This is a genomic window from Streptomyces sp. NPDC014006 (assembly GCF_043088925.1).
GTDB lineage: Bacteria > Actinomycetota > Actinomycetes > Streptomycetales > Streptomycetaceae > Streptomyces.
Genome location: NZ_JBICAJ010000001.1, coordinates 275,115 through 299,987 on the forward strand (window position 1 = coordinate 275,115; position 24,873 = coordinate 299,987).

At 71.9% G+C, this 24,873-nt stretch carries 24 protein-coding genes; 12 read left to right on the forward strand and 12 right to left on the reverse strand.

All coding sequences use genetic code 11. From position 1 onward, the window contains the following. The first annotated feature begins 182 nt into the window (after window positions 1–182). Window positions 183–1,601 carry an APC family permease gene (locus tag ACF1GV_RS01255; protein WP_391676782.1) on the forward strand — a complete coding sequence of 473 codons (1,419 nt, stop codon included), beginning with the start codon at window positions 183–185 and terminating at the stop codon, window positions 1,599–1,601. A gap of 180 nt (window positions 1,602–1,781) precedes the next feature. Here the strand turns inward: ACF1GV_RS01255 and ACF1GV_RS01260 are convergent, their stop codons facing one another. Beyond that, window positions 1,782–2,063, reverse strand: a complete 282-nt coding sequence (locus ACF1GV_RS01260; protein WP_391676784.1) for a hypothetical protein — start codon at window positions 2,061–2,063, stop codon at window positions 1,782–1,784. A 461-nt stretch (window positions 2,064–2,524) separates the two neighbouring features. Between ACF1GV_RS01260 and ACF1GV_RS01265 the strand changes: the two genes are divergently transcribed. The 7 genes from ACF1GV_RS01265 to ACF1GV_RS01295 all read left to right on the forward strand — a co-directional run bounded on the left by ACF1GV_RS01265 (window position 2,525) and on the right by ACF1GV_RS01295 (window position 6,650). Beyond that, a complete protein-coding gene (locus tag ACF1GV_RS01265; RefSeq protein ID WP_391676786.1) occupies window positions 2,525–2,845 on the forward strand; it encodes a hypothetical protein in 321 nt (106 codons plus the stop codon). Window positions 2,846–2,964: 119 nt separating this feature from the next. Beyond that, window positions 2,965–3,246, forward strand: a complete 282-nt coding sequence (locus tag ACF1GV_RS01270) for a hypothetical protein (protein ID WP_391676788.1) — start codon at window positions 2,965–2,967, stop codon at window positions 3,244–3,246. A 383-nt stretch (window positions 3,247–3,629) separates the two neighbouring features. After that, on the forward strand, window positions 3,630–3,890 hold the full coding sequence (locus tag ACF1GV_RS01275) for a hypothetical protein (RefSeq protein WP_391676789.1): 261 nt from the start codon (window positions 3,630–3,632) through the stop codon (window positions 3,888–3,890). A 346-nt stretch (window positions 3,891–4,236) separates the two neighbouring features. Further along, on the forward strand, window positions 4,237–4,512 hold the full coding sequence (locus tag ACF1GV_RS01280) for a hypothetical protein (RefSeq protein ID WP_391676791.1): 276 nt from the start codon (window positions 4,237–4,239) through the stop codon (window positions 4,510–4,512). A gap of 228 nt (window positions 4,513–4,740) precedes the next feature. Continuing rightward, the gene (locus ACF1GV_RS01285) at window positions 4,741–4,998 is read left to right on the forward strand and encodes a hypothetical protein (protein WP_391676792.1); all 258 of its coding nucleotides are present in this window, start codon (window positions 4,741–4,743) and stop codon (window positions 4,996–4,998) included. A gap of 376 nt (window positions 4,999–5,374) precedes the next feature. Continuing rightward, the gene (locus tag ACF1GV_RS01290) at window positions 5,375–5,635 is read left to right on the forward strand and encodes a hypothetical protein (protein WP_391676793.1); all 261 of its coding nucleotides are present in this window, start codon (window positions 5,375–5,377) and stop codon (window positions 5,633–5,635) included. A 136-nt stretch (window positions 5,636–5,771) separates the two neighbouring features. After that, window positions 5,772–6,650, forward strand: coding sequence for an LPXTG cell wall anchor domain-containing protein (locus tag ACF1GV_RS01295; RefSeq protein WP_391676794.1), 879 nt, complete (start codon window positions 5,772–5,774; stop codon window positions 6,648–6,650). A gap of 46 nt (window positions 6,651–6,696) precedes the next feature. Here ACF1GV_RS01295 and ACF1GV_RS01300 read toward each other — a convergent pair whose 3' ends face one another. Beyond that, window positions 6,697–7,962, reverse strand: coding sequence for an NAD(P)-binding domain-containing protein (locus ACF1GV_RS01300; protein ID WP_391676796.1), 1,266 nt, complete (start codon window positions 7,960–7,962; stop codon window positions 6,697–6,699). Further along, window positions 7,962–9,221, reverse strand: coding sequence for an ATP-grasp domain-containing protein (locus tag ACF1GV_RS01305; RefSeq protein ID WP_391676797.1), 1,260 nt, complete (start codon window positions 9,219–9,221; stop codon window positions 7,962–7,964). Before ACF1GV_RS01305 ends, ACF1GV_RS01300 begins: the two co-directional genes overlap by 1 nt. Window positions 9,222–9,385: 164 nt before the next feature. Between ACF1GV_RS01305 and ACF1GV_RS01310 the strand changes: the two genes are divergently transcribed. Continuing rightward, window positions 9,386–10,723 (forward strand): glycoside hydrolase family 26 protein, encoded by a 1,338-nt coding sequence (locus ACF1GV_RS01310; RefSeq protein ID WP_391676798.1) that lies wholly within the window; start codon window positions 9,386–9,388, stop codon window positions 10,721–10,723. Here the strand turns inward: ACF1GV_RS01310 and ACF1GV_RS01315 are convergent. From ACF1GV_RS01315 to ACF1GV_RS01355, 9 genes are all read right to left on the reverse strand, one after another. Beyond that, window positions 10,720–11,844, reverse strand: coding sequence for a GNAT family N-acetyltransferase (locus tag ACF1GV_RS01315; RefSeq protein WP_391676799.1), 1,125 nt, complete (start codon window positions 11,842–11,844; stop codon window positions 10,720–10,722). The genes ACF1GV_RS01310 and ACF1GV_RS01315 overlap by 4 nt on opposite strands. Beyond that, window positions 11,841–12,497 (reverse strand): lipopolysaccharide biosynthesis protein, encoded by a 657-nt coding sequence (locus ACF1GV_RS01320; protein ID WP_391676800.1) that lies wholly within the window; start codon window positions 12,495–12,497, stop codon window positions 11,841–11,843. Before ACF1GV_RS01320 ends, ACF1GV_RS01315 begins: the two co-directional genes overlap by 4 nt. Further along, the gene (locus ACF1GV_RS01325) at window positions 12,494–13,642 is read right to left on the reverse strand and encodes a glycosyltransferase (protein WP_391676801.1); all 1,149 of its coding nucleotides are present in this window, start codon (window positions 13,640–13,642) and stop codon (window positions 12,494–12,496) included. Before ACF1GV_RS01325 ends, ACF1GV_RS01320 begins: the two co-directional genes overlap by 4 nt. After that, window positions 13,639–14,331 carry a polysaccharide deacetylase family protein gene (locus ACF1GV_RS01330; RefSeq protein WP_391676802.1) on the reverse strand — a complete coding sequence of 231 codons (693 nt, stop codon included), beginning with the start codon at window positions 14,329–14,331 and terminating at the stop codon, window positions 13,639–13,641. Before ACF1GV_RS01330 ends, ACF1GV_RS01325 begins: the two co-directional genes overlap by 4 nt. 61 nt (window positions 14,332–14,392) lie before the next feature. Continuing rightward, on the reverse strand, window positions 14,393–15,982 hold the full coding sequence (gene murJ / locus ACF1GV_RS01335; protein WP_391676803.1) for a murein biosynthesis integral membrane protein MurJ: 1,590 nt from the start codon (window positions 15,980–15,982) through the stop codon (window positions 14,393–14,395). A 589-nt stretch (window positions 15,983–16,571) separates the two neighbouring features. Continuing rightward, complete coding sequence (locus ACF1GV_RS01340; RefSeq protein WP_391676804.1) at window positions 16,572–17,933, reverse strand: O-antigen ligase family protein; 1,362 nt, start codon at window positions 17,931–17,933, stop codon at window positions 16,572–16,574. Window positions 17,934–17,936: 3 nt separating this feature from the next. Further along, complete coding sequence (locus ACF1GV_RS01345) at window positions 17,937–19,376, reverse strand: sugar transferase (protein WP_391676806.1); 1,440 nt, start codon at window positions 19,374–19,376, stop codon at window positions 17,937–17,939. Further along, window positions 19,373–20,632: a glycosyltransferase gene (locus tag ACF1GV_RS01350; RefSeq protein ID WP_391676807.1), complete on the reverse strand. Its 1,260-nt coding sequence runs from the start codon at window positions 20,630–20,632 to the stop codon at window positions 19,373–19,375. The genes ACF1GV_RS01345 and ACF1GV_RS01350 overlap by 4 nt, the downstream gene beginning before the upstream one ends. A gap of 54 nt (window positions 20,633–20,686) precedes the next feature. After that, the gene (locus tag ACF1GV_RS01355) at window positions 20,687–21,766 is read right to left on the reverse strand and encodes a DUF3344 domain-containing protein (protein WP_391676808.1); all 1,080 of its coding nucleotides are present in this window, start codon (window positions 21,764–21,766) and stop codon (window positions 20,687–20,689) included. A 948-nt stretch (window positions 21,767–22,714) separates the two neighbouring features. On the opposite strand from ACF1GV_RS01355, the gene ACF1GV_RS01360 reads away from it, so the two are divergent. The 3 genes from ACF1GV_RS01360 (at window position 22,715) to ACF1GV_RS01370 (ending at window position 24,624) form a co-directional block, all read left to right on the forward strand. Further along, on the forward strand, window positions 22,715–23,005 hold the full coding sequence (locus ACF1GV_RS01360; protein ID WP_391676809.1) for a hypothetical protein: 291 nt from the start codon (window positions 22,715–22,717) through the stop codon (window positions 23,003–23,005). Between the two features lie 274 nt (window positions 23,006–23,279). Then, a complete protein-coding gene (locus ACF1GV_RS01365; protein WP_391676811.1) occupies window positions 23,280–23,774 on the forward strand; it encodes a tyrosinase cofactor in 495 nt (164 codons plus the stop codon). Beyond that, window positions 23,758–24,624 (forward strand): tyrosinase family protein, encoded by an 867-nt coding sequence (locus tag ACF1GV_RS01370; RefSeq protein ID WP_391676812.1) that lies wholly within the window; start codon window positions 23,758–23,760, stop codon window positions 24,622–24,624. The genes ACF1GV_RS01365 and ACF1GV_RS01370 overlap by 17 nt, the downstream gene beginning before the upstream one ends. The last annotated feature ends 249 nt before the right edge of the window (window positions 24,625–24,873 follow it).

The window sequence follows — 24,873 nt, forward strand, 5'->3', positions numbered from 1 at the left end:
AGTGATGTCAAAGCCACCCTTCCGCAAGTGCGAAATCCGAAGGTAATCGGCCATTGACGTGACGGTTTTCGTCGGGGTTCCATTCAGCGCCGGGAGCGGATGACAGAGACGTACGACGATCCGCCGGAGGCGATAGCGCTCCCGACCCCACCGCAGTCACACGAGTCGATCGGAACCGCCGCATGACCGACACGCTCCGCTCAGTCGAGAACGCCGTCCTAGAGGCCGCCTCAGAGGCACCCCAAAAGCTCAAGCGCTCGATCGGAGTGGTCGGCGGCACGCTGCTGACACTGTCCTGCGTCACTCCCGCGTCCACGCTCTTCGTGGTGGTCCCCGACCTGTTCGGCTCGCTCGGTACCGCCACAGCCCTGACGATCGCCATCGGCTCCCTCCTCTGTATCGCGGTGGCGTTCTGTTACTCCGAGCTGGGCACCCTCATCCCCAGCGCGGGCGGCGAGTACGCCATCGTGTCCACGCTGGCCGGGCGGTTGGCGGGCTGGCTGGTCTTCGTGCTGTCACTGCTGGTCGTGATGATCGTGCCGCCGGTGATCGCGATGGGCACGGCGGACTACCTCGCCCCGATCGTGCACCTCGACCCGTCCCTGACCGGCGCCGGCGTGATGCTGCTCGCCACTCTCGCCGGTCTGCTCGACCTGCGCGCCAACGCCTGGATCACCGGCATCTTCCTGGTCCTGGAGGTCATCGCCGCCGGTGTGGTGGCGCTGCTCGGCTTCACCCACGGGCACCGCGGGGCCGGCAGCCTGCTGTCCATGCAGGTGGCCGGCACGGGCGGCCACACCGACACCGTGACCGCCATGCTGGTCGTCTCCGGCCTCGCCATCGCCCTCTTCGTCACCCAGGGCTTCTCCACCGCCATCTACCTCTCCGAGGAGCTGGAGAACCCGCGCCGCAACGTCGCCCGCACGGTCCTGGCCACCCTCGCCATCTCCACGGTGGTCATCCTGGTCCCGGTCGTCGCCATCACCATGGGCGCCGGCGACCTCGAGGAGCTCACCGGCGGCGACATAAGCTCGATGGTCACCGCCTGGTCCAACTCCGCCGTGGGCACCTTCGTCAGCCTCTGCGTGGCCCTCGCGATCATCAACGCGGGCATCGTCATGGTCATCCAGAACTCCCGCGTGCTCTTCGCCTCCGCCCGCGACAAGGCCTGGCCCGAGCCGGTCAACAACGCCTTCTCCAAGCTCGGCCGCTTCGGCTCCCCCTGGGTCGCCACGCTCGCGGTCGGCGTCCCCGGCGCGATCCTGTGCTTCGTCAACCTCGACACCCTCTACGGCGTGACCGGCGTGTCCGTGACCGGCATGTACCTGCTGGTCGCCATCGCCGCCCTGCTCTCCCGCCGCGGCTCCCACCAGCACACGGCCGCCTGGCGGATGCCGCTGTGGCCCGCGATGCCGGTCCTGCTGATAGCGGTTCTCGCGTACATCCTCACCCAGCAGGAGGCGAGCTACCTGCTGTGGACCGGCGGCATCGCAGCCGCCGCCACCCTCTACTGGGCCTTCTATCTCCGCCCGCGCCGCGAGACCCGCTGGCTGGTGTCGATCCCGGAGGACGACCGCGTCCTGGAGGCGGCGCAGGCCTGACGGTCCCGCGAATCCCCACGTCGCCACACCGCGCACGATCCGCCGTCCCCCTCGCCCGCATGGAATACACAGCAGGGACGTAGTCGCCGGCGGCCTGATGCCGCCGGCCCGGCGTGCCACGGGCCAAGTACGCGGGGCCGGGCCGGCCCCCCCGAGCCCCGTGCCGTCGTGCATGGATCTTCACCGGCCGCCGAAGGGGCAGGGCGAGCCCCGCTGCGAGGGCTGCTGAAGGGGCCCGCGCCGGCTGATGGCCGCCATGCGGTGCTCGCGGGCGACGGCCGGGACGCGTGTCGACACCTCGTACTTCGGACGGCGGCGCCACCGGCACGCCACCCCGCCGTCCTGCTGGGGCACGGCTTCGACGGCAGCGAGGACGACATGCGCCGGCCCGCCGGACACGACCACCGCGTCGACGAGTCCGGCACCCCGGACGCCGCCGACGGCTCCCGGAAGAACGCTCACCGTCCGCCGTCAGCGACCGCATCAAGGCGCCCACCCTGCTGACGCAGGGCCGGACGGACTCCGTGTTCAGCCTCGATCAGTCCGACGCCGCGGCACAGCGCGTTGTGGTCGTGGTGGCGTACATCTTCGTTTCCCAACGGGCCACCGCGGGACTGTTCCGGCTGTCGACCAGGACTGTCCAGGGCGCCGCGCTCTCCCTGACATACGTGCTGGTCCCCTTGGGCCCTCGCCTTCCGCGGATTCGCGGGCAGGACGCGGTCTACTGGGCCGGTCGGCGGAGGACGCGCCGTCCTTTCGAGTGATCGGCCGGGCGGCCCATGGCGTGGTGCGCACCCCCATGATCACATCTCTCAGAAAAGGTACACACGACACAATCGGGCGCCGTGATCCAGGGTGATCGCCCATGGCCGGTTGCCCCAGTGACCCTGGGAGGACCCTTGTCGCACCGCATGCTTCGTTCGATGGTCATCGCGCTGCTGGCTTCCGCGCCGCTCGTCGCTGCCGTGCCCGCGCAGGCTGCGGCTCGGCAGGACCTCCCCTGCGCCGTCGGCATCCAGAAATTCGACACCACGGTGACCAGCACGGTCACCGTCAGCCTCTACTGTGCCGAGGCGCAGACGGTCGACGTGAGCATCACCGCGGGCGGCACCGAGTTGCTGAGCGCGCGGGAAACGGTCCAGGCCAAGGTGAGCCAGGCCGTCAGCGTCACCGTGCCCCGAGTTCCGCGGGTCTGCGCGACGGTGCAGGCGGGTGGCGAGAGCACCACGCTCTGCACCCCCTGACGGGGCAACCCGTGCATCACTCGATCGGTGGCGCTCGTCGGGTGTGTCGGAAATCAGGGGCACGCTCAGTGACTGTTATCGTCTGTGACGAGTCGGACACGGTCCGTAAGGAGGGTCGTGTGCGTGAGGAAAACGGAGAGACGATGCAGAAGCTCAAGAAGGTCGCGGCGGTAGCAGTCATGGTCGGCGGCATCGGCCTGGTCGGTGGCGGTGTCGCCAGCGCCCACGGCGGCCAGGACTACGACGGCTCGCTTCCGTACGTCCACAACCTGCAGGTTGTCGACTGCGACCAGGACTTCGACGGCGGCACCGCCTTCGCCAACACGCCCGCCGTGACCACTGGTGACAGCACCCAGAACATCGGCAACTTCTGCACGGTGATCGGTTCCGTCGACGCCTGATCGCAGGGGGTTCTGCGGCGAGAGGGCCATGGTCCGCATCCTCTGGTGATGCACTCGCCCACACCCGTCTGATGCGCGTGGTCGCCGCCGCCCGTCCATGGATCCGCAACGCATGGTCGGGCGGCGGCGACAGTCGTTTGCGCGAGGTGACACCGCTCGATCGGCCTTCATGATCGCCCGGCCGGCTCCGACAGGGGCCGACCGGGCGATCACGCTTGTCCGGGGGTGAGAAGGGGACCAGATGGATTGACATTCTGCGATTGTCATAAATACGTGAATAAGCGGTTTGTAATCACCCGGTCGGACGTGTCGGAAATGGGGGCTTACGTGAGATCCGTGTTATCGTCTGTGACGAGCCGCACACGGTCGGTAAGGACGGTCGAGTGCGTGAGGAAACTGGAGAGATGATGCAGAAGCTCAAGAAGGTCGCCGCGGTAGCGGTCATGGTCGGCGGCATGGGCCTGGTCGGTGGCGGTGTCGCCAGCGCCGACGACGGCCCGTACTCGGTCGACAACCTGCAGCTCGTCAAGTGCGAGCAGTCCTTCGACGCCGGCGCCGCCTTCGCCAACCTTCCTATTGCCGGCGACGACAACAACCAGAACATCGGCAACTTCTGCACGGTCATCGGATCCATCGAGGACTGATTTCAGAAGGCTGTACCAAGTGGGTCCCGCTCCTCGGGACGGTATCGAATTCCGGACCGAGAGCGGAAAGCGCCTCCGATGGGTACGCGCAAGGAATGTGAACTCCTTGTGCCGTTACCTGTCGGGGGCATTTTGTTGTGGGTCTTGGGGGGTGTGTCGTATCCGCGGTTCCTCGGGTCGCACTCGGACGTGGTGGCGTCCGATGCCGGGTGCCTTGTCCGACTGGGTATCACGACCAAATGCCGCCATTGGTGCCACTCTTTCGGGTGTATCTGGAATGGGGAATTAAGTGGAGGCGCGTGTTATCGTCGGTGACCAGTTGCACACGGTCCGTAAGGAGGGCCGTGTGCGTAAGGACATCGGAGAGACGATGCAGAAGCTCAAGAAGGCCGCGGCCGTAGCGCTCATGGTCGGCGGCATTGGCCTCGTCGGCGGTGGAGTCGCCAGCGCCCACGGGGGCAGCGACTACGACGGCCCGCACGTCAACAACCTGCAGGCGGTGGACTGCGACCAGTCCTTCGACGGCGGCCCCCTCTTCACCAACACGCCCGCCCTGACCACTGGTGACAACACCCAGAACATCGGCAACTTCTGCACGGTCATCGGATCCATCGAGGGCTGACCTCAGAACGCCGGACCGAGCGGGTCCCGCCCTTTCGGGTGCAGGACCCGCTCCTCGTCCTTCCGCGCGGCGCACCGACCGGCCCGTCAGCTCGGGACGCGGATGAGGTCCGATTCATTGCAGAAGGCGGGATGTCCCGGCGGTAGGAGCCCGATGTCCCTCTCTTTTCTTGCTATGTCAGGCGGCGGCACGTCAGTCGTCGCCACAAGTCAACACATGGAGGTAAGGATGCGCAGGCTGAAGAAGGTCATGCTGGCGACCAGCGTCATCAGTGGTATCGGTCTGACGGCGGCCGGTGCCGCCCAGGCTGTGGCCTGTGATGATCAGGCGCCCCGCCCCGCCGTCGAGAACGCGCAGTCTCTGGACTGCGAGCAGGAGTTCACGGCTTCGCTGGTGACGGTCAACGCACCGGTCACCGTCCTCGGTGAGAGCGTCACGAACACGAACATCGGCAATTTCTGCACTCAGGTCGGCCACGGTCAGTGATCTGGTGACTGGCCCAGGGGGTGGGTCCTGCGGTGCGGGCTCGCCCCTTGGGCGTCAGGCCGGCACCGCGCCCGGCGCCCAAGGGTGACCACCTTTTCTGTCGTGAATGTGAGCGACCATCACCGTGATGGTCGCTGAGTTGTTTCTCGGGGATGACCGGGCGCGCTCACCCACGTTCGTCATCAATTCTTTCCCCATACAGGTCGTCTCGGTGTGTAATTCACATCAGCTGCGCTTCTTGGGCCATGTGGATGAAATCCCTCCGGCGCTCACCTGAAAGGGTGTCGGCTGCTTGAGCGGGAATTCTCCGGTGCTGCACTATCGGTCCCGTCCTCAGGCTGAAGAGGAGCTGCCCGCGTCATGCCTCGGAGGGAATGTGGTTGATGTGATCATCCTGCCGCGTTGTCCGGAAACGGGAAAAGCCTCGTTTCGCACTGAGGTCGAGGCGCGGGCCTGGCTGGTCAAGCAGCCACTGCTGGAGAGAATTCCCGACCGTATTTACCGATGTTCGGACTGTCGGTATTGGCACTTCACCGGGTCACATTACTGGACCAGTCGGCAGATCAAGTGGCGACGCAACTACGGCAGACGTGAGGCCGCTTCCCAGCGCAAGGGCAGGAAGAAGGGCAGGCGCTGAGCATTCTTCAGCAGCAGGATCTTGTAAGTCGCCGCCGTACCCGCCTCCCTTCAGGACCCAGTCAGCGGCGGCATGTCAGGCCCGACCTGAAGTCCGGGCCGACTTTCCCCATTCCTCGATCAGAAAGACGACCAGAATGCGACAGAACCTGAGCAGGGGAATGGTCGTGGCCAGCGCCGCGACGAGCATCCTGTCGCTGTACGCCATCCCGGCGTTCGCGAGTTCGCACACCGAGGCGGCCCCGGTGGGACCCCTCGGGGGCGCTTACGGCCATGCCCTCCCCGATGTACCGGTGGCCGACGCCGAGGCCAACTGCGCCGAGTCCCTTCAGCTGAGCGTCGCGCCGGACCTGTCCACGGACAAATCCTGCAACACCGGCACGAGTGCCCCCGCGGCGCACGGCGCAGACCACAGTGACAGCCGTCGGCAGGGCGTCGGCAGCAGCCGCAACGGTCACTCCGGCGCTGCCGGTTACGGCGACGGCGACACGGCTGATGACGTCCCGGTGGCCGCTGACGGCAGCAGCACGGCCGGCAGCGTCCCGGTGCCCAGCCGCAGCGGCGGGCCGGACGGCGGTCTCCTCGGTCACGGTCACGGTGGGGGGCTGGACGGCGGTCTCCTCGGTCAGGGTCACGGTGGGGGGCTGGACGGCGGTCTCCTCGGTCAGGGTCACGGTGGGGGGCTGGACGGCGGTCTCCTCGGTCAGGGTCACGGTCACGCCAACGCCGCGAGCGGCGTCAACGTGCACGGTGGCGACGAGGGTTACGGAGACACCCCCTCCACGCCCCCTGCCACCACGCCGCCCGCGTCACCGCCCGTCGGTACTCCGCCTACGAAGACCCCGCCTGCGACGGTGCCGCCGACCACCCCGCCGGCGTCGACGCCCGCGCAGCCCCCCTCCCTGCCCAACACGGGTGCCGGGGACCTGACGTTCATGGCCTCGGGCGCGGCCGCGCTGCTGATGACCGGTGGCGTCATCCTGTACCGGCGAGGCCGGACCGGAGCCCGTCGGTAGTGCGCCGCTCCGGGTGCCGGACCACGCCCGGCACCCGGAGCCTCCGTCAGGGGCGCGCCACCGAGGGGACGTCGATACGCTCCCCGGCCGCCGGTACCGGAATCGTTCCGGCGGGTGCGGGGGTGCCCAGTCGCCGGCGCACCCCTTGCACCAGCGTCGACGCCGTATAGGTCGCGCCGTGGACGAAGCGCATGGCCGGACCGAATGCGGAGGCTGTCAGCAGGCCCGCCAGGAACAGCCCGGGGTGCGAGGACTCGAAGGAGCGCCCGACCACCGGGAAGCCCTCCGGCGTCGTCGCCAGGCTCCCGCGGAGTTCGGCGTCGAGCAGACCCAGGCGATCCACGGCCGCCCGGAACCCCGTGGCGGCGATCACGTGTTCCGTCTCCAGGGACACAGACCCCCCGCACCGGCTTACCGTTTCGAGCCGCAGCCCGCCCGGAACCGCTCGGGCCGAGGCGACTTCGCGGTCGAGCAGTACCTCGACGGTGGTTTCGACCCGGTTCCGCAGCCACCAGGCGCCCGCAGGGCCGAGCGCGGTGGCCGCGATGCGCGCTCGGGTCGCTGTCGGGAGACGGTGGAACAGGTCCGGACACTCGGCGTAGAACCAGTTGCGCCAGCCGCAGCCCAGACCGCTGTGCGGGGCGCGCGCCGACTCCCGCCAGGGACGTCGCAACGGCGGCGGCACGTCGTTCCAGCGCAGCTGTTCGGCGCGGGCCAGTACCCGTACCCGCGTACCCTGTTCGGCGAGGAGCGCCGCGGTCTCCAGGGCTGCCTGGCCGCCGCCGACCACCGTGACGTCCTTGCCGCGGAAGCGGCCGAGGTCACTGTGGTGGCTGCTGTGCGAGACGAGCGCGGGATCCAGTCCGCGCAGCGCGGACGGCATCTCCACGAACGGCATGAGGCCGACCGCCAGCGCCGCGGTCCGGGCACGCAGCACCTCCCCGTCCTCGGTGACCGCCTCGAACCCGTCCTGACGAGCCGTCAGGCGGCTCACTGTCCGTTCGTCCACCGGGGGCACGGCGTTGGACGCGAACCACAGGCCGTACGCGGCGAACATCGCCACCGGGATCGGCTCGGCATGGCGTGCCGTCACCCCCTGCGTCGCGCAGTAGGCGTCCAGACGCCAGCGCCCTTCGGGGTCTGCGAGGTTGGAGGCCCATGGCTCCGACTTCAGGAACATCCCGCGTGGCATGTTGTCCCGCCAGGCTGCCATGGGACGCCCGAGAATGCGCAGGTTCAGTCCGGCGGCCGCGGCATGCGACGCGATCGACAGACCGTACGGGCCGGCGCCCACTACCAGAAGGTCGTACATCAACGGCTGCTCGCTTTCTCGTCATCGGTCAGGGAGGGATCGGCCGTCAGGCGCATCGCGGGCGGTGGTGCGGGAGCGGTCACAGCGGCGCGCAGCCGCTTCCGCAGCCGGCGGGACACATGGCGGCACCACAGGGCCCACATCGCCCGGACGGGTGCCGGGTCGTCCGGGTCGTACCAGGCCAGTTCGCGACCCTGCGGGGCCGGCCGCACCGCATCGAGCGGGGCGTAGTTCTCCACCACGAACTCCCGCCCCGCCCGCGGTGCCCCCTGCGGCAGTGGACGGCATGTCACGTCCAGGTGCAGAGCGCGTACGACGTCCAGCCCGGCGGTGTCGGAGAAGAGCCGGAACTGGGCTCCGGGGCGTGGGTTGAAGTCGAGCAGGTGGTAACGGCCCGTAGCGCCGCAGTGCCGGAAGTCGAGGTCGAACACGCCCCGGTAGCCGAGTTCACCGGTGAGTCGCTCGGCGAGCGCCCGCACCTGGGCGTTGGGCGTCCAGCAACCGACCGCCGTCAGCCCGGCAGCGCGTGGCCAGGCCCGTCGCTTGCGGCCGGAGCCGCTCGCCCGCATGGTGCCGTACTGATCGGTGTACCCGTGAAAGAACCAGTCGCGGTCGGGGCCCGGCAGAAGATACCTCTGCAGCAGCAGCGCGCTGCCGGCTTGGCCGGTGCGCAGGTACAGCTCCCTGGCCTCCCGGGCGGAGCCCACCAATACCGTGCTGCGCAGTCCGCTGCCGGGCGGCAGCAGCCAGGGCCGGCTCCACTTCGCCACCATCGGCAGGCCCAGCCGCCGGGCGGCTGCGGCGGCCTGTGCCGGGCTGTCCGGGATCAGTGTCTGCGGATGCGGGATGCCCACGGAGGCGCACACAGTGGCCAGGTCGGCCTTGTCGGCGACGTTTTCGGGCAGCACGCCCGGCATGGCGGGCAGCAGGTAGGAGGACGCGAGTTCGCCGCGCATGCGGCCGACGGCGATCGCGCAGGCGTCGTCCAGCGGAACCAGGACGGCGGGGCGCGCGATGTGCTCGGCCACCTTGCGCAGTGTGTCGGCGATGTCGCGGGGACCGGCCCCGGGCGGCGGCGGCGAATGCAGGTGACGGACGAAACGCGAGCGGGATACCGGACTTTCCGCGGAATCGGCCACCAGATGCACCTCGACTCCCGCTCTGCCGAGCGAGCGCACGGCCCCCAGCGTTCCGTGGTGAAAAGGGTTTCGGTCGATCCGCAACAACACGGCGGGAACCCGGAAGTCCAGCAGCGACACGGAGTTTTCTCCTCGGGGTCGGTCGTGGGGAGTTCTTCACCCGTGCGGTGGTCCCGGCCCGCCTGAAAGCCTAACCGCACTGGCGGAATTCATAGCGACATGACTGTGTGTCCGTAAGAGGAAGTTGCGGGCGAGAAAGAAGTCCGGCGGAGAAAGGTGCAGGCATGGCTCCACAGCAGCGACGGGTCCGCTGCGGGCGGTTGACCGTGGTCGCGGCGACGGTCGTCGGGTCGATCGCCCTGGCGGCCGGTCCCGGAATCGCGGCAGGGGCGGGGCGGATCGCCGACCCTCCCACCCCCGCGCCGACCGCTCCGGCCACGACCATCCCGGCCGCACCGGCGACGCCGGTCACGGATCTCCCACCAACCACACCGGTCGGCATGCCGTCCGTCCTGCCCGCACCGATTGCGTCGACGCCCGCGCCTGGGGCCACTGCGTCGGCCACCGGGGCCGGCATCCCGCCCTTCGGCGCCTTTCTCGGCTCCGACCCCCGTGGGGTGGCTCGCATGGCAGAGCTGAGCCAGTGGCTCGGCGGGACCGAGTTGAAGGTCGCCCACACCTACCTGCCCGGCAACAGCTGGCGGGACATCGAGGGCCCGCCCGGTTTCCTGGAGCCATGGGCGCAGTGGCGGCGCGAGAAGGCCGACCGCGTCCTGGTCCTCAACGTGCCCATGCAGGAACACAACGAGGATCACCTGACGGACGCCCAGGTGCGCCCGCTGCTGCGGCTGGCCGCGGTCGGCGCGTTCGACCGGCACTTCCTGGTCCTGGCCCAGCGGCTGATGAAGCTGCAGGCGCCGGACACGGTGATCGTGCTCGGCTGGGAGATGAACGGCACCACCTACACCCATCGCTGCGGTCCGGACCCTAAGGCCTGGAAGGCGTACTGGAACAGAATTGTCAGGATCATGCGTTCGGTACCCGGCCAGAAATTCCGGTTCGACTTCGCGCCGAGCCGTGGCCGGGACGCCGTTCCCTGGACCGAGTGTTATCCGGGGGACGACACGGTCGACATCATCGGAATGGATTCCTATGACCAGCCGACGGGTATGTCCTTCGACGAGCAGGTGAAGGAACCCTACGGTCTTGCGCAGCACGTGGCTTTCGCGAAAACCCGCGGTAAGCCCATTTCCTATCCGGAATGGGGGCTGTTCCGCAACGGTGACAACGTCGAGTACATGCGGCGCATGCTCGCCTGGATCGCCGAGCACAAACCGCTGTACAACACGCTGACCGACTACTGCCCGCACGGCGTGTGGCAGTGCACGGACAACCCCAGCTCGTCGGAGGTCTACCGGGCGGCCCTGTACGGCCTTGGTGACCAGCCGCCCCCGGTGCTCACGGACCCCACCCCCGTCACGCCCCCGACGGACGAGCCGGTGACCACGCCCCCCGTGAAGCATCAGGTCAAGTGCTCGCCGCTGAACCTGGGCGACTGGGTCGAATACTGGCTCGGCAGAAAGATCTGCGTCCGCCTCCCCTGGCAGTCGCGCACCGGCTAGCCCCGGCGGCGCTCCCTCCATCGGTCCAGCATCTCCTGGCCGCGCCGCCGGGTGGCCGCGTCGCACAGCGCGGCTGTCAACAGCGGGGCGGTGCGCCGCCTGGCCAGCAGCAGCCGCTGATTGGCGACCCGCTCGGGACGCCAGCGGTGCTTGTACGGCTCGTCGCCGCGCAGCAGACTCAGCGTGCCCTGCCCGCCGGTGCCGGCGGGGAGGGCGTTCTCGGCGCAGGCTTCCAGCAGCATCACCGCCACGTCCGCCTTGCGCTCACGCAGCCGCGGATGGGCGCCGTACAGATAGCAGCCGACCAGGGCGTGCGAGAGCAGCGTCAGGTCGACGGCCATCACCTCGCCGTCGATCCGGAACTCGGTGACCACGGCGTTCCCTGAGCGCACCATCGGACCCACTGCGCGCACCAAGTGCTCGCGGAACCGCGGACGCAGGTGCTCGGACGTCACCCTTCGCCCCTGCCATTGCAGCCGGTGCAGCTCCAGCAGCCTGCCCAGCGCCGCGTCCACCTCCTCCGGCCCGACCACCCGCCGCCGCACGCCCATCGCGTCCAGCTTGCGCAGCTTGGCCCGCACCCGCTGGGCCTTGTGCGACGGCAAGCGGGCCACCAGCCCGTCCATGGGCGCGGCGGGCAGCTCCAGGCACAGCGAGTCACGGACCGTGCGGCGCGGCCCGCGCCAGCGGTCGTAGACCCGCTCGATCGCAGCGCCCGGCCGCACCTCGCGGAAGTCGATCAATGTCCCGCGTGCCAGATCCGCCAGCAGGCAGGTGAGCGCGCCGGCCGCGCGCCCGTCGTCGGCGTCGTCCAGCAGCACGTCCGCGTAGTCGGAGATCGTCCCGCCGAGCGGGACCAGCGTGGGCAGCGGCCGGCGGGCCAGCATCAGCGGTGCCGCGGCCACCAGTTCGCCACCGGCGCGGACCAGCAGCAGCCGGAGCCGCCCGGGTCGGCCGTACGAGAGCCACCAGGAGTGGAGCCAGGCATGGCTCTGGAACGGGGTCGCGGCGGCGCACCGCCTGTACAGCTGCTCCCAGGCCGCGCCCAGAGCGGCGAAGGCCTCCTCATCGGTGACGAGTTCGGCGGTGCAGGCCGGGTGCGCCGTGTACGTCGCCGTCACAGGTGGCCGTGCGCGTCGGCGGCGGCGGCCGGGCCGGGCACCGAGGGCGCGTGCACGGGCCCGTCCTCGCTCCGGCGCTTGGGCCGCACCAGCAGGGCCAGGCCGCCGAGCAGCCCGCCCGCGCTCGCCCCGACCAGGCCGGTCACCTCCGCAGGGGGTGAGGTCGGCGTGGTCGGCTTCACCGCCTGGGAGAACTGCAGCAGTTGGACGTGCGTGTCGCCCTTGGTGCGGTCGGCCTGCCGGGTGAGCGCGCGGGCGACCGCGTTGGCCATGCCGACGGCCTGCCCCGGTCGGCCGGAGCTGGCCGAGATGGCGATCATCGGTGCATCCGGCGAGGTCGCGGTGCGCACGTGGTCGCGCAGAGTGCGCACCGACACCCCCGCCGACACCTGCGCGTCGCCGAGCACCGCGAGCTGGGTGGCGATCCGGCCGTAGGCCTGCGCGAAGCCCAGGGTGGAGCCGGTGTCGGACTTCTCGGTCGGTACGGCGATGACGTAACTGGTCGCCGTGTACGTCGGGGCCTTCAGCACGCCGTACGCGCCGCCGAGCAGCCCGCCCGTGAGGATGCCGGTCGCCATCAGCGACCAGGCCGGGAGCGGCCGGGCCCGGAAGAGGCGGGAGATGCGGTGCTGCCGGGGGTGGTTCTCGGTCATGACGGACTGACTCTCTGTCGGGTCGGGACTTGGGGGCCCAGCGCCGCGGTGTAGACGTCCATGAGCCGGGCGGCGCTGGAGGTGATGTCGTAGTGCCGGGCCGCCGCGCAGGCGGTGCGAGGGCCGGGGCCGGCCTTGCGGACCTCGGCGAGCGCGCGGGCGAAGGCACCGGCGTCGCACGGGACGCGCAGCGCGCCCGGGGCGGCCGCGGGCGGCAGGTCCTCCAGGGCGGGGCAGGAGGCGTACCGGACCGGCAGCCCCGCCGCGAGCGCCTCCACGACCGCCAGGCCGAACGCCTCCTCGGGGGACGGTGCGGCGAGCACGTCCATCGCCGCGGCCAGCGCGGGCAGGTCGGGGCCGGGCGAGCCGTCCGGGAGGTACGGCCGCTCGCCGGTGAACAGCACCCGGTCGGCGACCCCTGCCTCGCGCGCGGTGCGACGCAGGGCGCACTCCTCGGCGCCACCGCCGACCAGCAGCAGCCGGCAGTCGCCGGGGAGCCGGGCGAGGGCGTGGATCAGGACGTCGAAGCGCTTTGCGGGGGCGAGCCGGCCGATGCCGCCGATGACGAACGCGTCGTCGGGCAGTCCCAGGCCGGCACGGGTGCGCAGTCGGGCCACCGGGTCGAAGCGGAGCCGCGCCAGGTCGATGCCGTTGGGTACGACCGCGATACGCGGCGCGGCCACGCCCCAGCGGACGAGCCGGTCGGCGACCGTGGCGGAGACGGCCACCGTGGACCGGCCCAGTCGCTCGCCGAGCAGGTACAACCCACGCACACCCGCCGTCAGCGGCCGGCCTTCCATCTGCGTGTCTCCGAGGGAGTGCTCGGTCGCGACGACCGCGCGGACCCCGGCCATCCGGGCGGCGATCCGTCCGTACAGGCAGGCCCGGTACAGGTGGGTGTGGACGAGGTCGTAGCGGCCGCGCCGGATGATCCGGGCCAGCCGGGGCAGCATGGACAGGTCGCGGTTGCCGGCCATGCCGAGGTGCACCACCCGCACGCCGTCCGCCCGCAGCCCGTCGGCGACCGGGCCGGGGCCGGTCAGCGTCACCACCTCGCACTGCACTGGCAAGTGCCGCAGCATGAGCCGCAGTTGCTGCTCGGCGCCGCCGACGCCGAGGCCCGTAATGACGTGCAGTGCCTTCATCGCAGCCCCCCGACGGGACGGCGGCGCAGCCGGTGCAGCCGGTACTTCAGATGCAGCCGTACGGACACGTCGTTCTGCCCGATGTGCACGCGCGGCAGGGCGTGCGGCCCGTTGAGACTGCCCGGGTCGACGGCGCAGGCATAGCCGTACCCGGCCTCCCGGACGGCGTTCACCGCCCGCTGGTCGGCGCTGCCGTACGGATAGCAGAAGCCGGTCACCGGTCTGCCGGTCAGCTCCTCCAGCAGGGCGCGGCTGTCGGCGGTCTCGGCCTTGAGCGTGATGTCGTCGGCCCGGGTCAGGTCGATGTGGGTGAGACCGTGGGAGCCGATCTCCACGCCCGCCTCGGCGGCGCACCGGACGCCGTCGGCGGTCAGCAGCGGCTTGCGCGGGCCCAGCGGATCCCAGGCGTTGACGCCGCCGAGCCGGCCGGGCAGTACGAACAGGGTCGCCGTGCACTGCCAACGCGCCAGCACCGGCAGGGCGTTGTCCACGAAGTCGGCGTACCCGTCGTCGAAGGTGAGACCGACCAGGTAGCGCCCCGCCCCGCGTGCCCGCGCGGCGAGCAGCTCGGCCACCGACACGCCCTTGAGTCCCCGTCCGCGCAGCCAGCGCAGCTGCCGGTCGAGCCGGGCCGGGCTGACCGTGACGCGGTAGGGATCGTGGGAGCAGTCGCCGACCGAGTGGTACATGGCGATCCACGGGACCGGGCCGGATCCGGGGCCGGCCGGGGACCCCGTGCGGGTATGGGACTCAACGCAAGAGGACATGGGCGAGCCTTCGGGCGAGAGTGCGGATGGGACGGAGTGCGGGCGTGAAGCCCTGGACGCGCAGGGAGGAGACGAGCAGAAGGAAGACGACGGTCACGGTGGCGCCCCCGGCGCCCAGCTGGACGAGCGGTGTCGCGGGCAGGCCCGCCGTGAAGGCGCCGGCCGGCGCGGCGACCACCGCCGCCCCCAGCGGCCGGCTCAGCCTGCGCAGCACATGCCGGGTCCGGATGGGCACGCTGCGGTGCCCCGTCCCGGCCAGCAGCAGGACGGCGGTGACGGTGATACCGATGGCGTTGGCGGCGGCGATACCGGTCACGTGACGGGTTCCGACCGTCCAGGCGCCGAGGCAGGAGGTCACCAGGATGCCGACGGCCATCGCTCCGACCGGGTACCAGGTGGCGCGTCCTGCGGAGAAGTAGGAGCGGATCAGGACGCCCGTCAGCGTCTGGGCGAGCAGGCCGAGCGCGTAGACCCGCATCACGTCGGCGGTCGCCGAGGTGTCCTCGGCGGTGAACGCACCCCGCTGGAACAGCAGGGCGATCAACTGCGGGGCGCAGGCGACGACCGCCGCGGCGCCGAACAGCACCACATGGGCTGCCAGGGCCATGTCCCGCTCCACCCGGTCCCGGGCCCGCTCGGTGTGGCCGTCGGCCAGCGCCCGCGCCACCATCGGGAAGGTGACGGTGCACAGCATCATCGACAGCGTCATCGGGATCTGCGCCACCTTCTGCGCGTAGTTCAGGTGCGAGATCGCTCCAGCGGGCAGTCCCGAGGCGAGGAACCGCTCGATCAGCACCTGCGACTGCCGGCACAGCGCGAACAGCAGCACGGTGGCCATCAGCGGCACGTCCATCGCCTGCTCCCCGGCAACGGCCCTCGGGGCGGCGACCGGCGTGCGGCGGTCCCGCACGTGCCGGAGCAGTGAAGGCAGTTGGACGAGCACCATCAGGCAGCCGCCGGCCGCGACACCGAACGCGGCCGACCGCACGCCCCAGCGGCCGCCGAGGACGTACATCGCCGTGATGATGCCGACGTTGTACGCGATGTAGATCGCCGCCGGGGCCAGAAACCGGCGGTGGGCCCGCAGGGCCGCGCTGCAGTACCCGGTGAGGCCGAAGCTCAGCACGCAGGTTGCGGTGAGCCGGGTGCAGTCCACGGCGAGGGCCGGGTCGGGCAGACCCGGCGCGAGGACCGCGACGAACTCCGGGGCGGTCAGCGCGAGCAGTGTGCCGACCGCCGCGAACGCCAGCGTGAGCCTCGGCAGCGTCCCGGCGACCAGCGAGCGGACCGGGTCCCCGGGGGCGCCCTGGGCGCGGCGGGCCAACGCCCTGCTGAACGCCGGGACCAACGCGAAGGCCAGCCCGTCCTCGATGAGCAGCGTGGCCGCGAACTCGGGCACCGTCCAGGCGACCAGAAAGGCGTCGGTGTCCCGGCCGGCCCCGAACAACCGCGCCAGCGACTGGTCACGCACCAGCCCCAGCAGCGCCGCCGCGACGGCGAGGGAAGCGGTGACCAACGTGGTCCTGGCGAGGAACCGAGCAGTGGCGTGCCGCTGCTCGGTGACGCGGGACACCGCTGCAGCGCTCTCGCACGGGGCGGGGAGTGAGGCCGGGGTGAGCGTCGAGGGCCAGCAGGTGCCGGGGCTGACCGCGGTGATGTGTGCCGCCGCGGTGGAATCGGCTGACGTGGTGGGTGCCGGTGTGGTGCCGGGCTTCGCTGAAATGCGCTGTGCCGGTGAGGTGTCCACCCCGGCCGAAGCGGGAGGTACGGCCGAAGCGGGAGGCTCGGCCGAGGCGCGTGACCCGGCCGCAGTTGCCCGTACGGCCGACCGCACCTCTGGCAGGACGACCCCGTCGAGGCATGCCTCCCCGCCCGGCGCCGGACTCACTGCGTGGCCCTGCGCCGTGCCGGCTTCCGGGCCCGGTACCTCGCCGGCCCTGGGACTCGTCATCGCACCGGCCTCCGGCCCCGCATCCGGCTCACTACCGGTCCCCGGGCCGGCCTGCGGCCCGCTCTCGGTCCGGGCAGGCTCACGTCACCACGGACCGGCCGAGGGAGCCGGCCCGGAGCCGTCCGGTGCACCGGGCCGCACGGTGCCGGGCGGGCCGTGCACCGTAGCGGCAGGTCGGTCAGGAGCTGCCGGTCGGGGGGCGTCGTCACCGTCATCGCAGCGTGGCCTTCCCCGGCACCGTTCCCCGCGCGGTCGGTACGGTGGCGCTCTCGGCGGTGGCGGCCCCGGGGGCCCCCAGCAGTGACCACCAGGCGGCCAGACCGAGACACAGCGCCGTCAGCACGGTGGACCGGCCGCCGATGTCGGCGTAGAGGAAGTCCACGAGCTGCCAGATCAGCAGCCCGCAGCCGACCAGCGCGCAATCCAGGCCCGGCCCGCCGACGGCGCGGACCTGTCGCAGCCCGCGCAGGCCGCACACCAGCAGGGCCAGCCAGCCGCCGACGAGGCCGAGCAACCCGATCAGGCCCTGCTCACCGAGCGCCAGCAGGTACATGTTGTGCGGAGAGAGCAGCGGCTGGCGGCGGTAGGCGGCGCCCGCGCCCTCGGTGTCGCCGCCGGACGACAGCGCCAGTGAGGCGTGTCCGTCGCGGTACTCGGGGAAGCCCTTCAGCCCCACCCCGGTCAGCGGGCGTGCCTGCCACATGCCGGCGGCCGCCGCCCACATCGTGTACCGGTCGGTGACCGACTGGTCGGGTGCGTCGGTGACCTGGGCGATGCTGCCGATCCGCTCCTGCAGCATCGCCGTACCCAGCCCGAACCCGCCCACCAGGACCACGCCGGCGGCCACCGTGGCGGCACCGACCATGAGTGCCCGGCGCGCCCCGGCCAGCACCAGCTGGGCGGTGAGCGTGAGAGCGGTGGCGATCCAGGCGCCGCGGCTGAAAGACAGGGCGAGGGGCAGGAGAAGGGCGAGGGCACACCCCGCAGCCGCCGCGCGCACCCTGAACGAGGAGCGGCCGAGGACGAGGCCCACGGCGCACACCAGCCCCAGGGACACCACCGTTGCCATACCCATCACGTCCGTCGGCCCGAAGGTGCCGACCGCGCGGATGTCCTCGCCCTGGTAGGAGGCGCCGGTACGGGTGAGGTACTGGTGCACCCCCACCGCTCCCTGCCACAGCGCCAGGCCCACGAGCGACCAGGCCAGCAGCCGGAAGTCCCGCCGGTCTGCGATCAGCAGCAGGACCGCGGCGGGGACCAGGACGAAGATCTGCAGATAGCGGCCGAGGCCCGTGATGCCGGCGCCCGGCGAGACCGCGTTCATCGCGGCGAACGCGAGACCGGCCACCGGCAGGCCGAGCACCACCGCGGCGGCACGGGACAGCGGGCGGCGCCGTGTCCGCAGCAGGCGTACGGCGCAGTGGCCCACGACCAGCGCGGACAGCGCGTCGGCGGGGCCGGCGCCGCCCTCGCCGCCGGGGTGGACCGGCAGTGCGAGCAGTGCGACCACGGCCACCACGGGCAGCACCGGGGAGAACCGCGCGGGGAGGCGGAGCGGCGGGGCGAGGGACATCGGTCAGCTCCCCGTCGGGCGTACGAGCGCGACGGCGGTGCGCAACAGGATGCAGACGTCCTGCCACAGCGACCAGTTGTCGATGTAGACGTTGTCGAAGCGGGCCCGGTCCTCGATGGAGGTGTCCCCGCGCAGCCCGTTGATCTGGGCGAGCCCTGTGATGCCGGTCTGCATGCGGTGCCGTGCCGCGTAGCCGGGGTAGGCCTGGCTGAACTGGGTGACGAAGTAAGGCCGTTCGGGACGTGGGCCGACCAGGCTCATGTCACCCCGGAAGACGTTCCACAGCTGCAGCAGCTCGTCCAGCGAGGTCTTGCGCAGGAAGCGGCAGAAGCGGCCCATCTGCCGCTCGCCGGCGACACTCCAGCGGGTCGCCGACTCGTGCTCGTCGACCGGGCGGTGGGTACGGAACTTCAGCAGAGTGAAGGGGCGGCCGTCCTTGCCGATGCGCTCCTGCCGGAAAACCACACCGGGCCCGTCGGTGAGCCGGAGCACGACCGCGCACATCAACAGCACCGGGCTGACCAGCACCAGCATCGCCCCGGACACTGTCACGTCCAGCAGCCGCTTGCCGGCGTTCGTGCGCCTGCGCGGGCCCAGGTTCAGCCGCCTGACGGCGAACCCGGCGAGCTGGTCGGGCATCTCGTACGCGGGGCAGTCGGCGTCCACCTCCCACACCGTGCAGCCGGACTCCGCGAGCGCCCACAGCAGCGGTCCCTTCTCGGTGCGCACGGCCGGGCCGACGCTGAGCACGACCCGCACCCCGTTCTGGATGAGCGCCCGCTGCACCTCCTCGTCGATGGTGAGCACGGGCAGGCCCGTACTGCCGTCGGGGTCGTCGGCGACGACGCCCACCGGCCGCACCCCGCAGCCCGGGTGACGCAGCAGCGCCGCGGCCACCCGCTGCGCGGTCGCGGCGGGCCCGACCACCAGGGCCGCGCGCGGGCACCGCCGCAGCGCGAGCCGGCGCCGCCAGTGCACCACGCCCCGGCACGCGCAGGCCGCCGCCGCGTGCAACGTCCAGCCGAGGAGCAGGGCGGGGGCGGCGAGGGCGCGCTCGCGGTCGTGGGCGGCCAGCAGGGTGGCCAGACCCAGCCAGGTCACCGCGATCCACCCGCACACCGCGGGCAGTTCGTCGAGGACTCCCGGCACCGGCCGCGCGGAGTGCGGTCGCAGCAGCAGCGCGCCGGACAGCAGCAGCGCGCCGGACACCAGCAGGGCCGCCGGCAGCGGGCTGCGGGCGGCTGGGACGAGCGCGCCCGCGCCCGCCAGCGCGGCGAGCAGGTCCGCCGCGAGCAGCGGCAGCGGCGAGGCCGGCCGCGCGGGCGGGCGCCGCAGCGGGAACCGGAAGCCGCTGCCGGCGCGGGGTGGCAGGACCGAGACGGGCGAGAATCCGCTCTCCCATGGCGGCGTGCCGGGGGAGGGGATGGTGTTTTCCGCAGTCACGACTGGCTGGACTCCCAGGACTCGCAGGGCACGGGCGGTCGGGCGCCGAGGACTTCGCGGTAAAGGGCCGCGACCTGTTCGGCGGTGTGCCGCACGTCGTGCGTGGACAGGACGTGCCGGCGGCCCAGGTCGCCGAGCGCCGCGCGCAGCGGCGGGTCGGACAGCAGTCCGGCGATCGTGCCGGCCAGCACCGCGGGGTCCTCCGGCGGGACCAGGCAGTGCGCGGCCAGGGCGGCCGGCAGGCTCTCGCGGGCGCCGTCGACATCGGTGAGGACGACGGGCCGACCGCACGCCAGGGCCTCCAGCGGGGCGAGTGCCATGCCCTCCCAGCGTGAGGGCAGCACCACCAGGTCGGCGGCCCGGTAAAAGGGCACGGGATCGGCGACCGCACCGGTGAACCGCACTGAGGGATGGGCGCGTCGGCGCAAGGCATCCCGGTCGGGCCCGTCACCGACGAGCACGAGCTGCGCGTCCGGCACTGCGTCCAGTACGTCGTGCCAGGCTCGCAGCAGTACGTCCTGCCCCTTCTGCCGGCACAGCCGGCCGACGCAGACCACCACAGGAGCTGGCGCCTGTTCACCTCCGGCGCCTTCGTCTGCGTGACCTGTGCGGCTCTCGTGGCCGCGCGCGGGTGGCCCCGGTGGGGTGTTCCCGCCGTCGGCGATTCGCGCCGCGTGGGCGGCGACCGGGGACGAGCCGGTGGACGGAGCCGGTGTGAAACGGTCTACGTCGATGCCGTTCCGGATGACGGCGTAGTGGGCGCGTACCCCGGCGCGCAGGCCGGTCATGCGCTCCGCCTCGCTGACGCACACCACCCGTTCGGCCCAGCGCGCCCCCCACCGCTCCCAGCGCACCGCGAGTGCGGCGGTCAGTCCCCCGACCGCTTCGAACGACCAGGCGTGCGGCTGGAAAACGGTGGGAACGCGACCGCGGACGGCGAGGCGGCCGGCCAGGCCCGCCTTGGCGCTGTGGGCGTGCACCAGTTCCGGCCGTACCTCGCCGATCAGGCGTACGAGCCGCCGTACCTCGCCCGGCAGCCCAGGCCCCGGGCCCCGGCCGGCCTGCCAGTCCCGCACGTCGGCGCCCAGACGGCGCAGCTCCGCGGCCAGTTCGCCGCCGGGGCAGGCCGCCGTGACCTGCAGACCCGCCGCCAGCTGAGCCGCGACCAGGTCCCGTACGACCCGGGCGACACCGCCGTCGGCGGGCTGCACAAGGTGCAGGACCCGCGGCCGGAAGTCGGGTGCTGGCTGGTGCATGCGCGGGATACCTCGCTCACGGGGGGCGCTCGGGACTGCGGTCGGGAACGCGCCTCAACGCCGGGCGTCCACTGCGACGAAGAGCGCACCGGCCCATGCCGCGTCCCGGTGGGAAACGAGCCGGAAGCCCAGCTGGTCACCATCGCGGCGCAGGGCCGAGCGGAAATCGAACACATCCGAGTCGTAGCCGAGCGTGTTGGCGAAGGCCGGAACCCGCCGGGCCGGTGAGTTACCCGGTTCGCTGATCGTGGAGTTCAGTACGTCGCGCGCGGGGTCGGCCGCGTCGCGCAGTGCGACGGGCTTGCGTTTGCCCCCGGTCGAGACAGTGAGCGAGTCGCCCGTGATGCCCCGGTCGCCGTCGTAGGCCACCAGGCCGACGCGTCCGCCCGCCCCGGCCGCCACGCGCGCGCCGCGCAGCCGGATGACCATGGGGGAGCGGAGCGAATCGAAGCCGTCCCAGAGGGACAGGTCCCGCAGCGGCTCCGCCGGGTTCTCGTACGCCACCACCAACGTCCAGCCACCCCACGCCCCGGCCGCCGACCGCCCCATGGCGGTGTTGACCTGGGCCACGGTGTACAGGCCGGAACCGCTGTTGCGGACCAGCTTGGTGACGTCGGCCGAGGCCTGGTAGGCGTCGGCGCCCTGCGCCACCCGGTGCCCCACGACCGTGTCGGCGAGGAGTTCCTTGTACTTGCCGCCGGGCTCGGCGATCAGCACGCGCCCGTTGTCCTTCGGCGGTTTCTGCTCGCCGACGCGCAGGTTGCCGCCCCAGTACAGCCGCGCGTAGGTCACCCGGCCACCGGCGGGGATGCGGACCTCGGCGCGGGAGGAGTTGTAGGTGTTGGGGTCCTTGTCGACGTCGACGTAGAACATGTCGAAGTCGCCGTTCACCGCGGTCCGTCCCTCGCGGACCGCCCGGCAGGCGGCCGATTTGGGGACGCGGCAACTGATGGTGGCGTTGGCCGCGCGGACGAACCCGCCGTGCTGAACCGCGTGGTGGCGCCGTTCGAAGGACAGGCGCGGGGCATCGGGGGAGGGCGGCGCGACCGGCCTGGCGGCTGCCGTGGCCGGGAGGGCGGCGAGGGCGACGGCGCTCGCCGTCGTACGCAGCAGGGGACCCAGGAACTTGCGCATGACTGGCGGAGCCTTTCGCATATGCGGGCGAGATCCGCAACTCTAGTAGCATGTCGGACTATTCCGGCGAAACGTAACAAGTGTGTCGAAATCGTGGAAATGGTCCCGTCGTGCCCGCTTCTTCGGGCGCCTGCCGTGTACACCGTGGACGTCCCGGGCCACCCCACCGGTCCGCGGAGCGGGCGGCTTTGCGCATCCGGACGGGTCACCCCGGGCCGCCGAGCGGTCGCGGGGTGCCACCCCCGCAGCGAGAAGCCGCTCGCCCAGGCAGGAGGGCCGGGTTGGCGGCGCCGAGACCCTCAGCCCTGTCGTCTGCTCGAGCAGGCACCGAAGAAGGGCACGCTGCCCGCCGACCGGGCCACGCGGCTCGGCGGCGCGGCGAGGAAGGCCGTCGCCGAGGCCGCGGGGCACCCAGCCGCACTGTCGACGCCGACGGCAGCACCCGCGCCCAACACGGCGGCCACACCCACGCGGCCCGCGGTCCCCGCGCTGTCCGGTGGCCCCGCCGCACCGGCAGCACCCGCCACGCCCGGCGCGCTCGCCGACCCGTCGTGGCGTCCAGCTCTCCCCTCTCCGCGCCCCCGGCCCTCACGGCGGCCGGTGACGACGGCAAGCAGCCCGCGGTCGGTGACTCGTCGGCGACCTGCTCTCCACGGTGATTCAGGGGACGACAACCTGGTCAGCGCCGTCACCACCGACTTCGGCCAGGTGCTCCCCCCGGCCACCGATCCGGTGAACGACCTCGGCGGCCTGATTCGGCACGATCCTCGGTGGCCTCCGGCCCAGGTCCTCCCCGTCCACCCTGCCCCTGCCGTCGCTGCCGACCGGGTGACGCCTCGGGGATCTCATATGTCTTGTGCGGACGAGGGTTTCCGTCCCGTCCGACCCTCGTTAGGCACGGCGCCGGACATCACCTGGGTGACGTGAGTCACCGAAGAAAGGAACAAGATGAAGTCCCTCAAGGCTGCCGCCGTCGTCGCCGGTTCCCTGGCCCTCGCCGGTGCCGCCGCGCCCGCGTTCGCCGTCAGCGGCGCCGACCTGGCGCCCTCGAACCTCAACGGCACGCTCAACAAGCTCGCCGGCGGTCCCGTCACCACTCAGAACGTGCTGCCGGTCAAGGGTCACTCGGTCGTCCTCGACACCGAGAAGAAGGACTCCGTGCTCGGCACCCTCAAGGGCGCCGCGACCTCCGTCTCCGAGCGCGGTGGCCTGCTCGGCGGTCTCCCCGTCCGCCACTGACGGCTCCTTTCCCCGGGCCGGTACCGCACCTGCGGGACCGGCCCGCGGTGCGCCCGCGCACGGTGCCCCTCGAGCGTGTGGCGGGGCCGCGGCGGGCCGCAGCGGCGGGGCCGGGGCCGGGCGTTGCGGCGGGGTGGGGGGTGGGCCGGGCGTGAGCGCACGCCGGCGCCCGCGTACCGCGCGTCAGCGGCCAAGGCCCTTGCGGGGAGTGACCCGGCGCGCCGTTCCTCGGTTAACGGTACGGACATGACGGGACCCGGACGAGGAGTGCGCGATGGTTGTCGGTGCTGACGGGATGACGGTGAGCGCGGAGCGGCGGATCACAGTGGGTGCGGGCGGACTGTCGCGCAGAGAGGTGGCGCGGTGGCTGCTGGCCTGTACCGCCGCCGTGGCACCGGTACCGCTCGTCGCCGCCTCGCGTTCGGCGCTGCCGGCCCAGCACCCCGACCGCGACTCCTTCGAGGAGACCTACCGAGGCCGCCGCATCCAGGGCGCCCCGGTACCGGTCGCGGGCGGTGAAACGGCCGAGGGTGACTGGCGGATCACCGTCGACGGCCGCCCGTTGCACCTGATGCGGCGGGCCGATGGCACATGGCTGAGCATGGTCGACCACTACACGTCGTACCGGACGCCACTGGAGGCCACCCGCGCGGCCGTGGACGAGCTGGGGCCCCGCCTGAAGCTGAGCGACCCGGTCCCCGTCTCGCCCGGCGGGGAACCGGCCGGGGGACATGCACACATGGGAGGACACCATGCCGTACGTGCGTAAGAACGTCAGCACGCTCACCGCGAGCGAGCGGCGGCGATTCGTGAACGCGCTGCTGGAGCTCAAACGCCGCGGTGAGTACGACGAGTTCGTGCGCATGCACATCGAGTTCTATGCGCCTGATGGCGGGAACGGCCTGCGTACCGCCCACATGGCGCCGTCCTTCCTGCCCTGGCACCGCCGGTTCCTGCTGGAGCTGGAGCGGGCGCTGCGCCGCGTGGACTCGTCGGTGACCGTGCCGTACTGGGACTGGACCCGGAACCGTTCGAAGACCGCCGTGCCATGGACGGCGGACCTGCTCGGCGGCACCGGACGCAAGCCCGACCACCAGGTGATGACCGGGCCCTTCGCCTACTCGGCGGGCCACTGGACCATCAAGGAGAACACCACCAACGCCAACTTCCTCACCAGGGACCTGGGCCGTTCCGCCGCCCCCATCGAGCTGCCCACCAGTGGCGACGTCAAGGGTGCGCTGGACGACCCCGTCTACGACGTGTGGCCCTGGGACTCGACCGTCACCAAGGGCTTCCGCAACAAGCTGGAAGGCTGGGGAGCCGGCAGAGGCAGTGCCTCCTGGCGCAACCACAACCGGGTGCATCGCTGGGTGGGCGGCGCCATGGTCGGCAGCGCGTCCGTCAACGACCCGGTGTTCTGGCTGCATCACGCCTTCGTGGACCTGCTGTGGGACCGCTGGCAGCGCGCCCACCGCGCTCACCGCTACCTGCCCGCCGACCCGCCCGGTGCCGCCGACAAGCAGCACCGGCGGGTCGTGGCCCGCCACGAGCAGCTCCCCCCGTGGAAGGAGACCCCGGACCAGCTGGAGGACCTGAGCCGGATCTACCGGTACGGATGAGGCGGACCCGAGGCGTCCGGTGGCATGCGCAGCCGTCCGGCGGCGGCGCTCCCCTCGCCGCCGGCCATGGACACCGGCACAGGCACCGGCGGAGGGACCGGCCATTGCTCGGACTCCTCGCCGACGAGCGACGACCGCGTGCCTTCGCCGAGGTCGCCCTGGGCGTGGACAGCCCCGGCGGGTCGTCCAGGCAGTCCGCGTGCGCCGGCCGCGGTGGCCCTGGTCGCGGACAGCCCCTGGCGGGTCGCC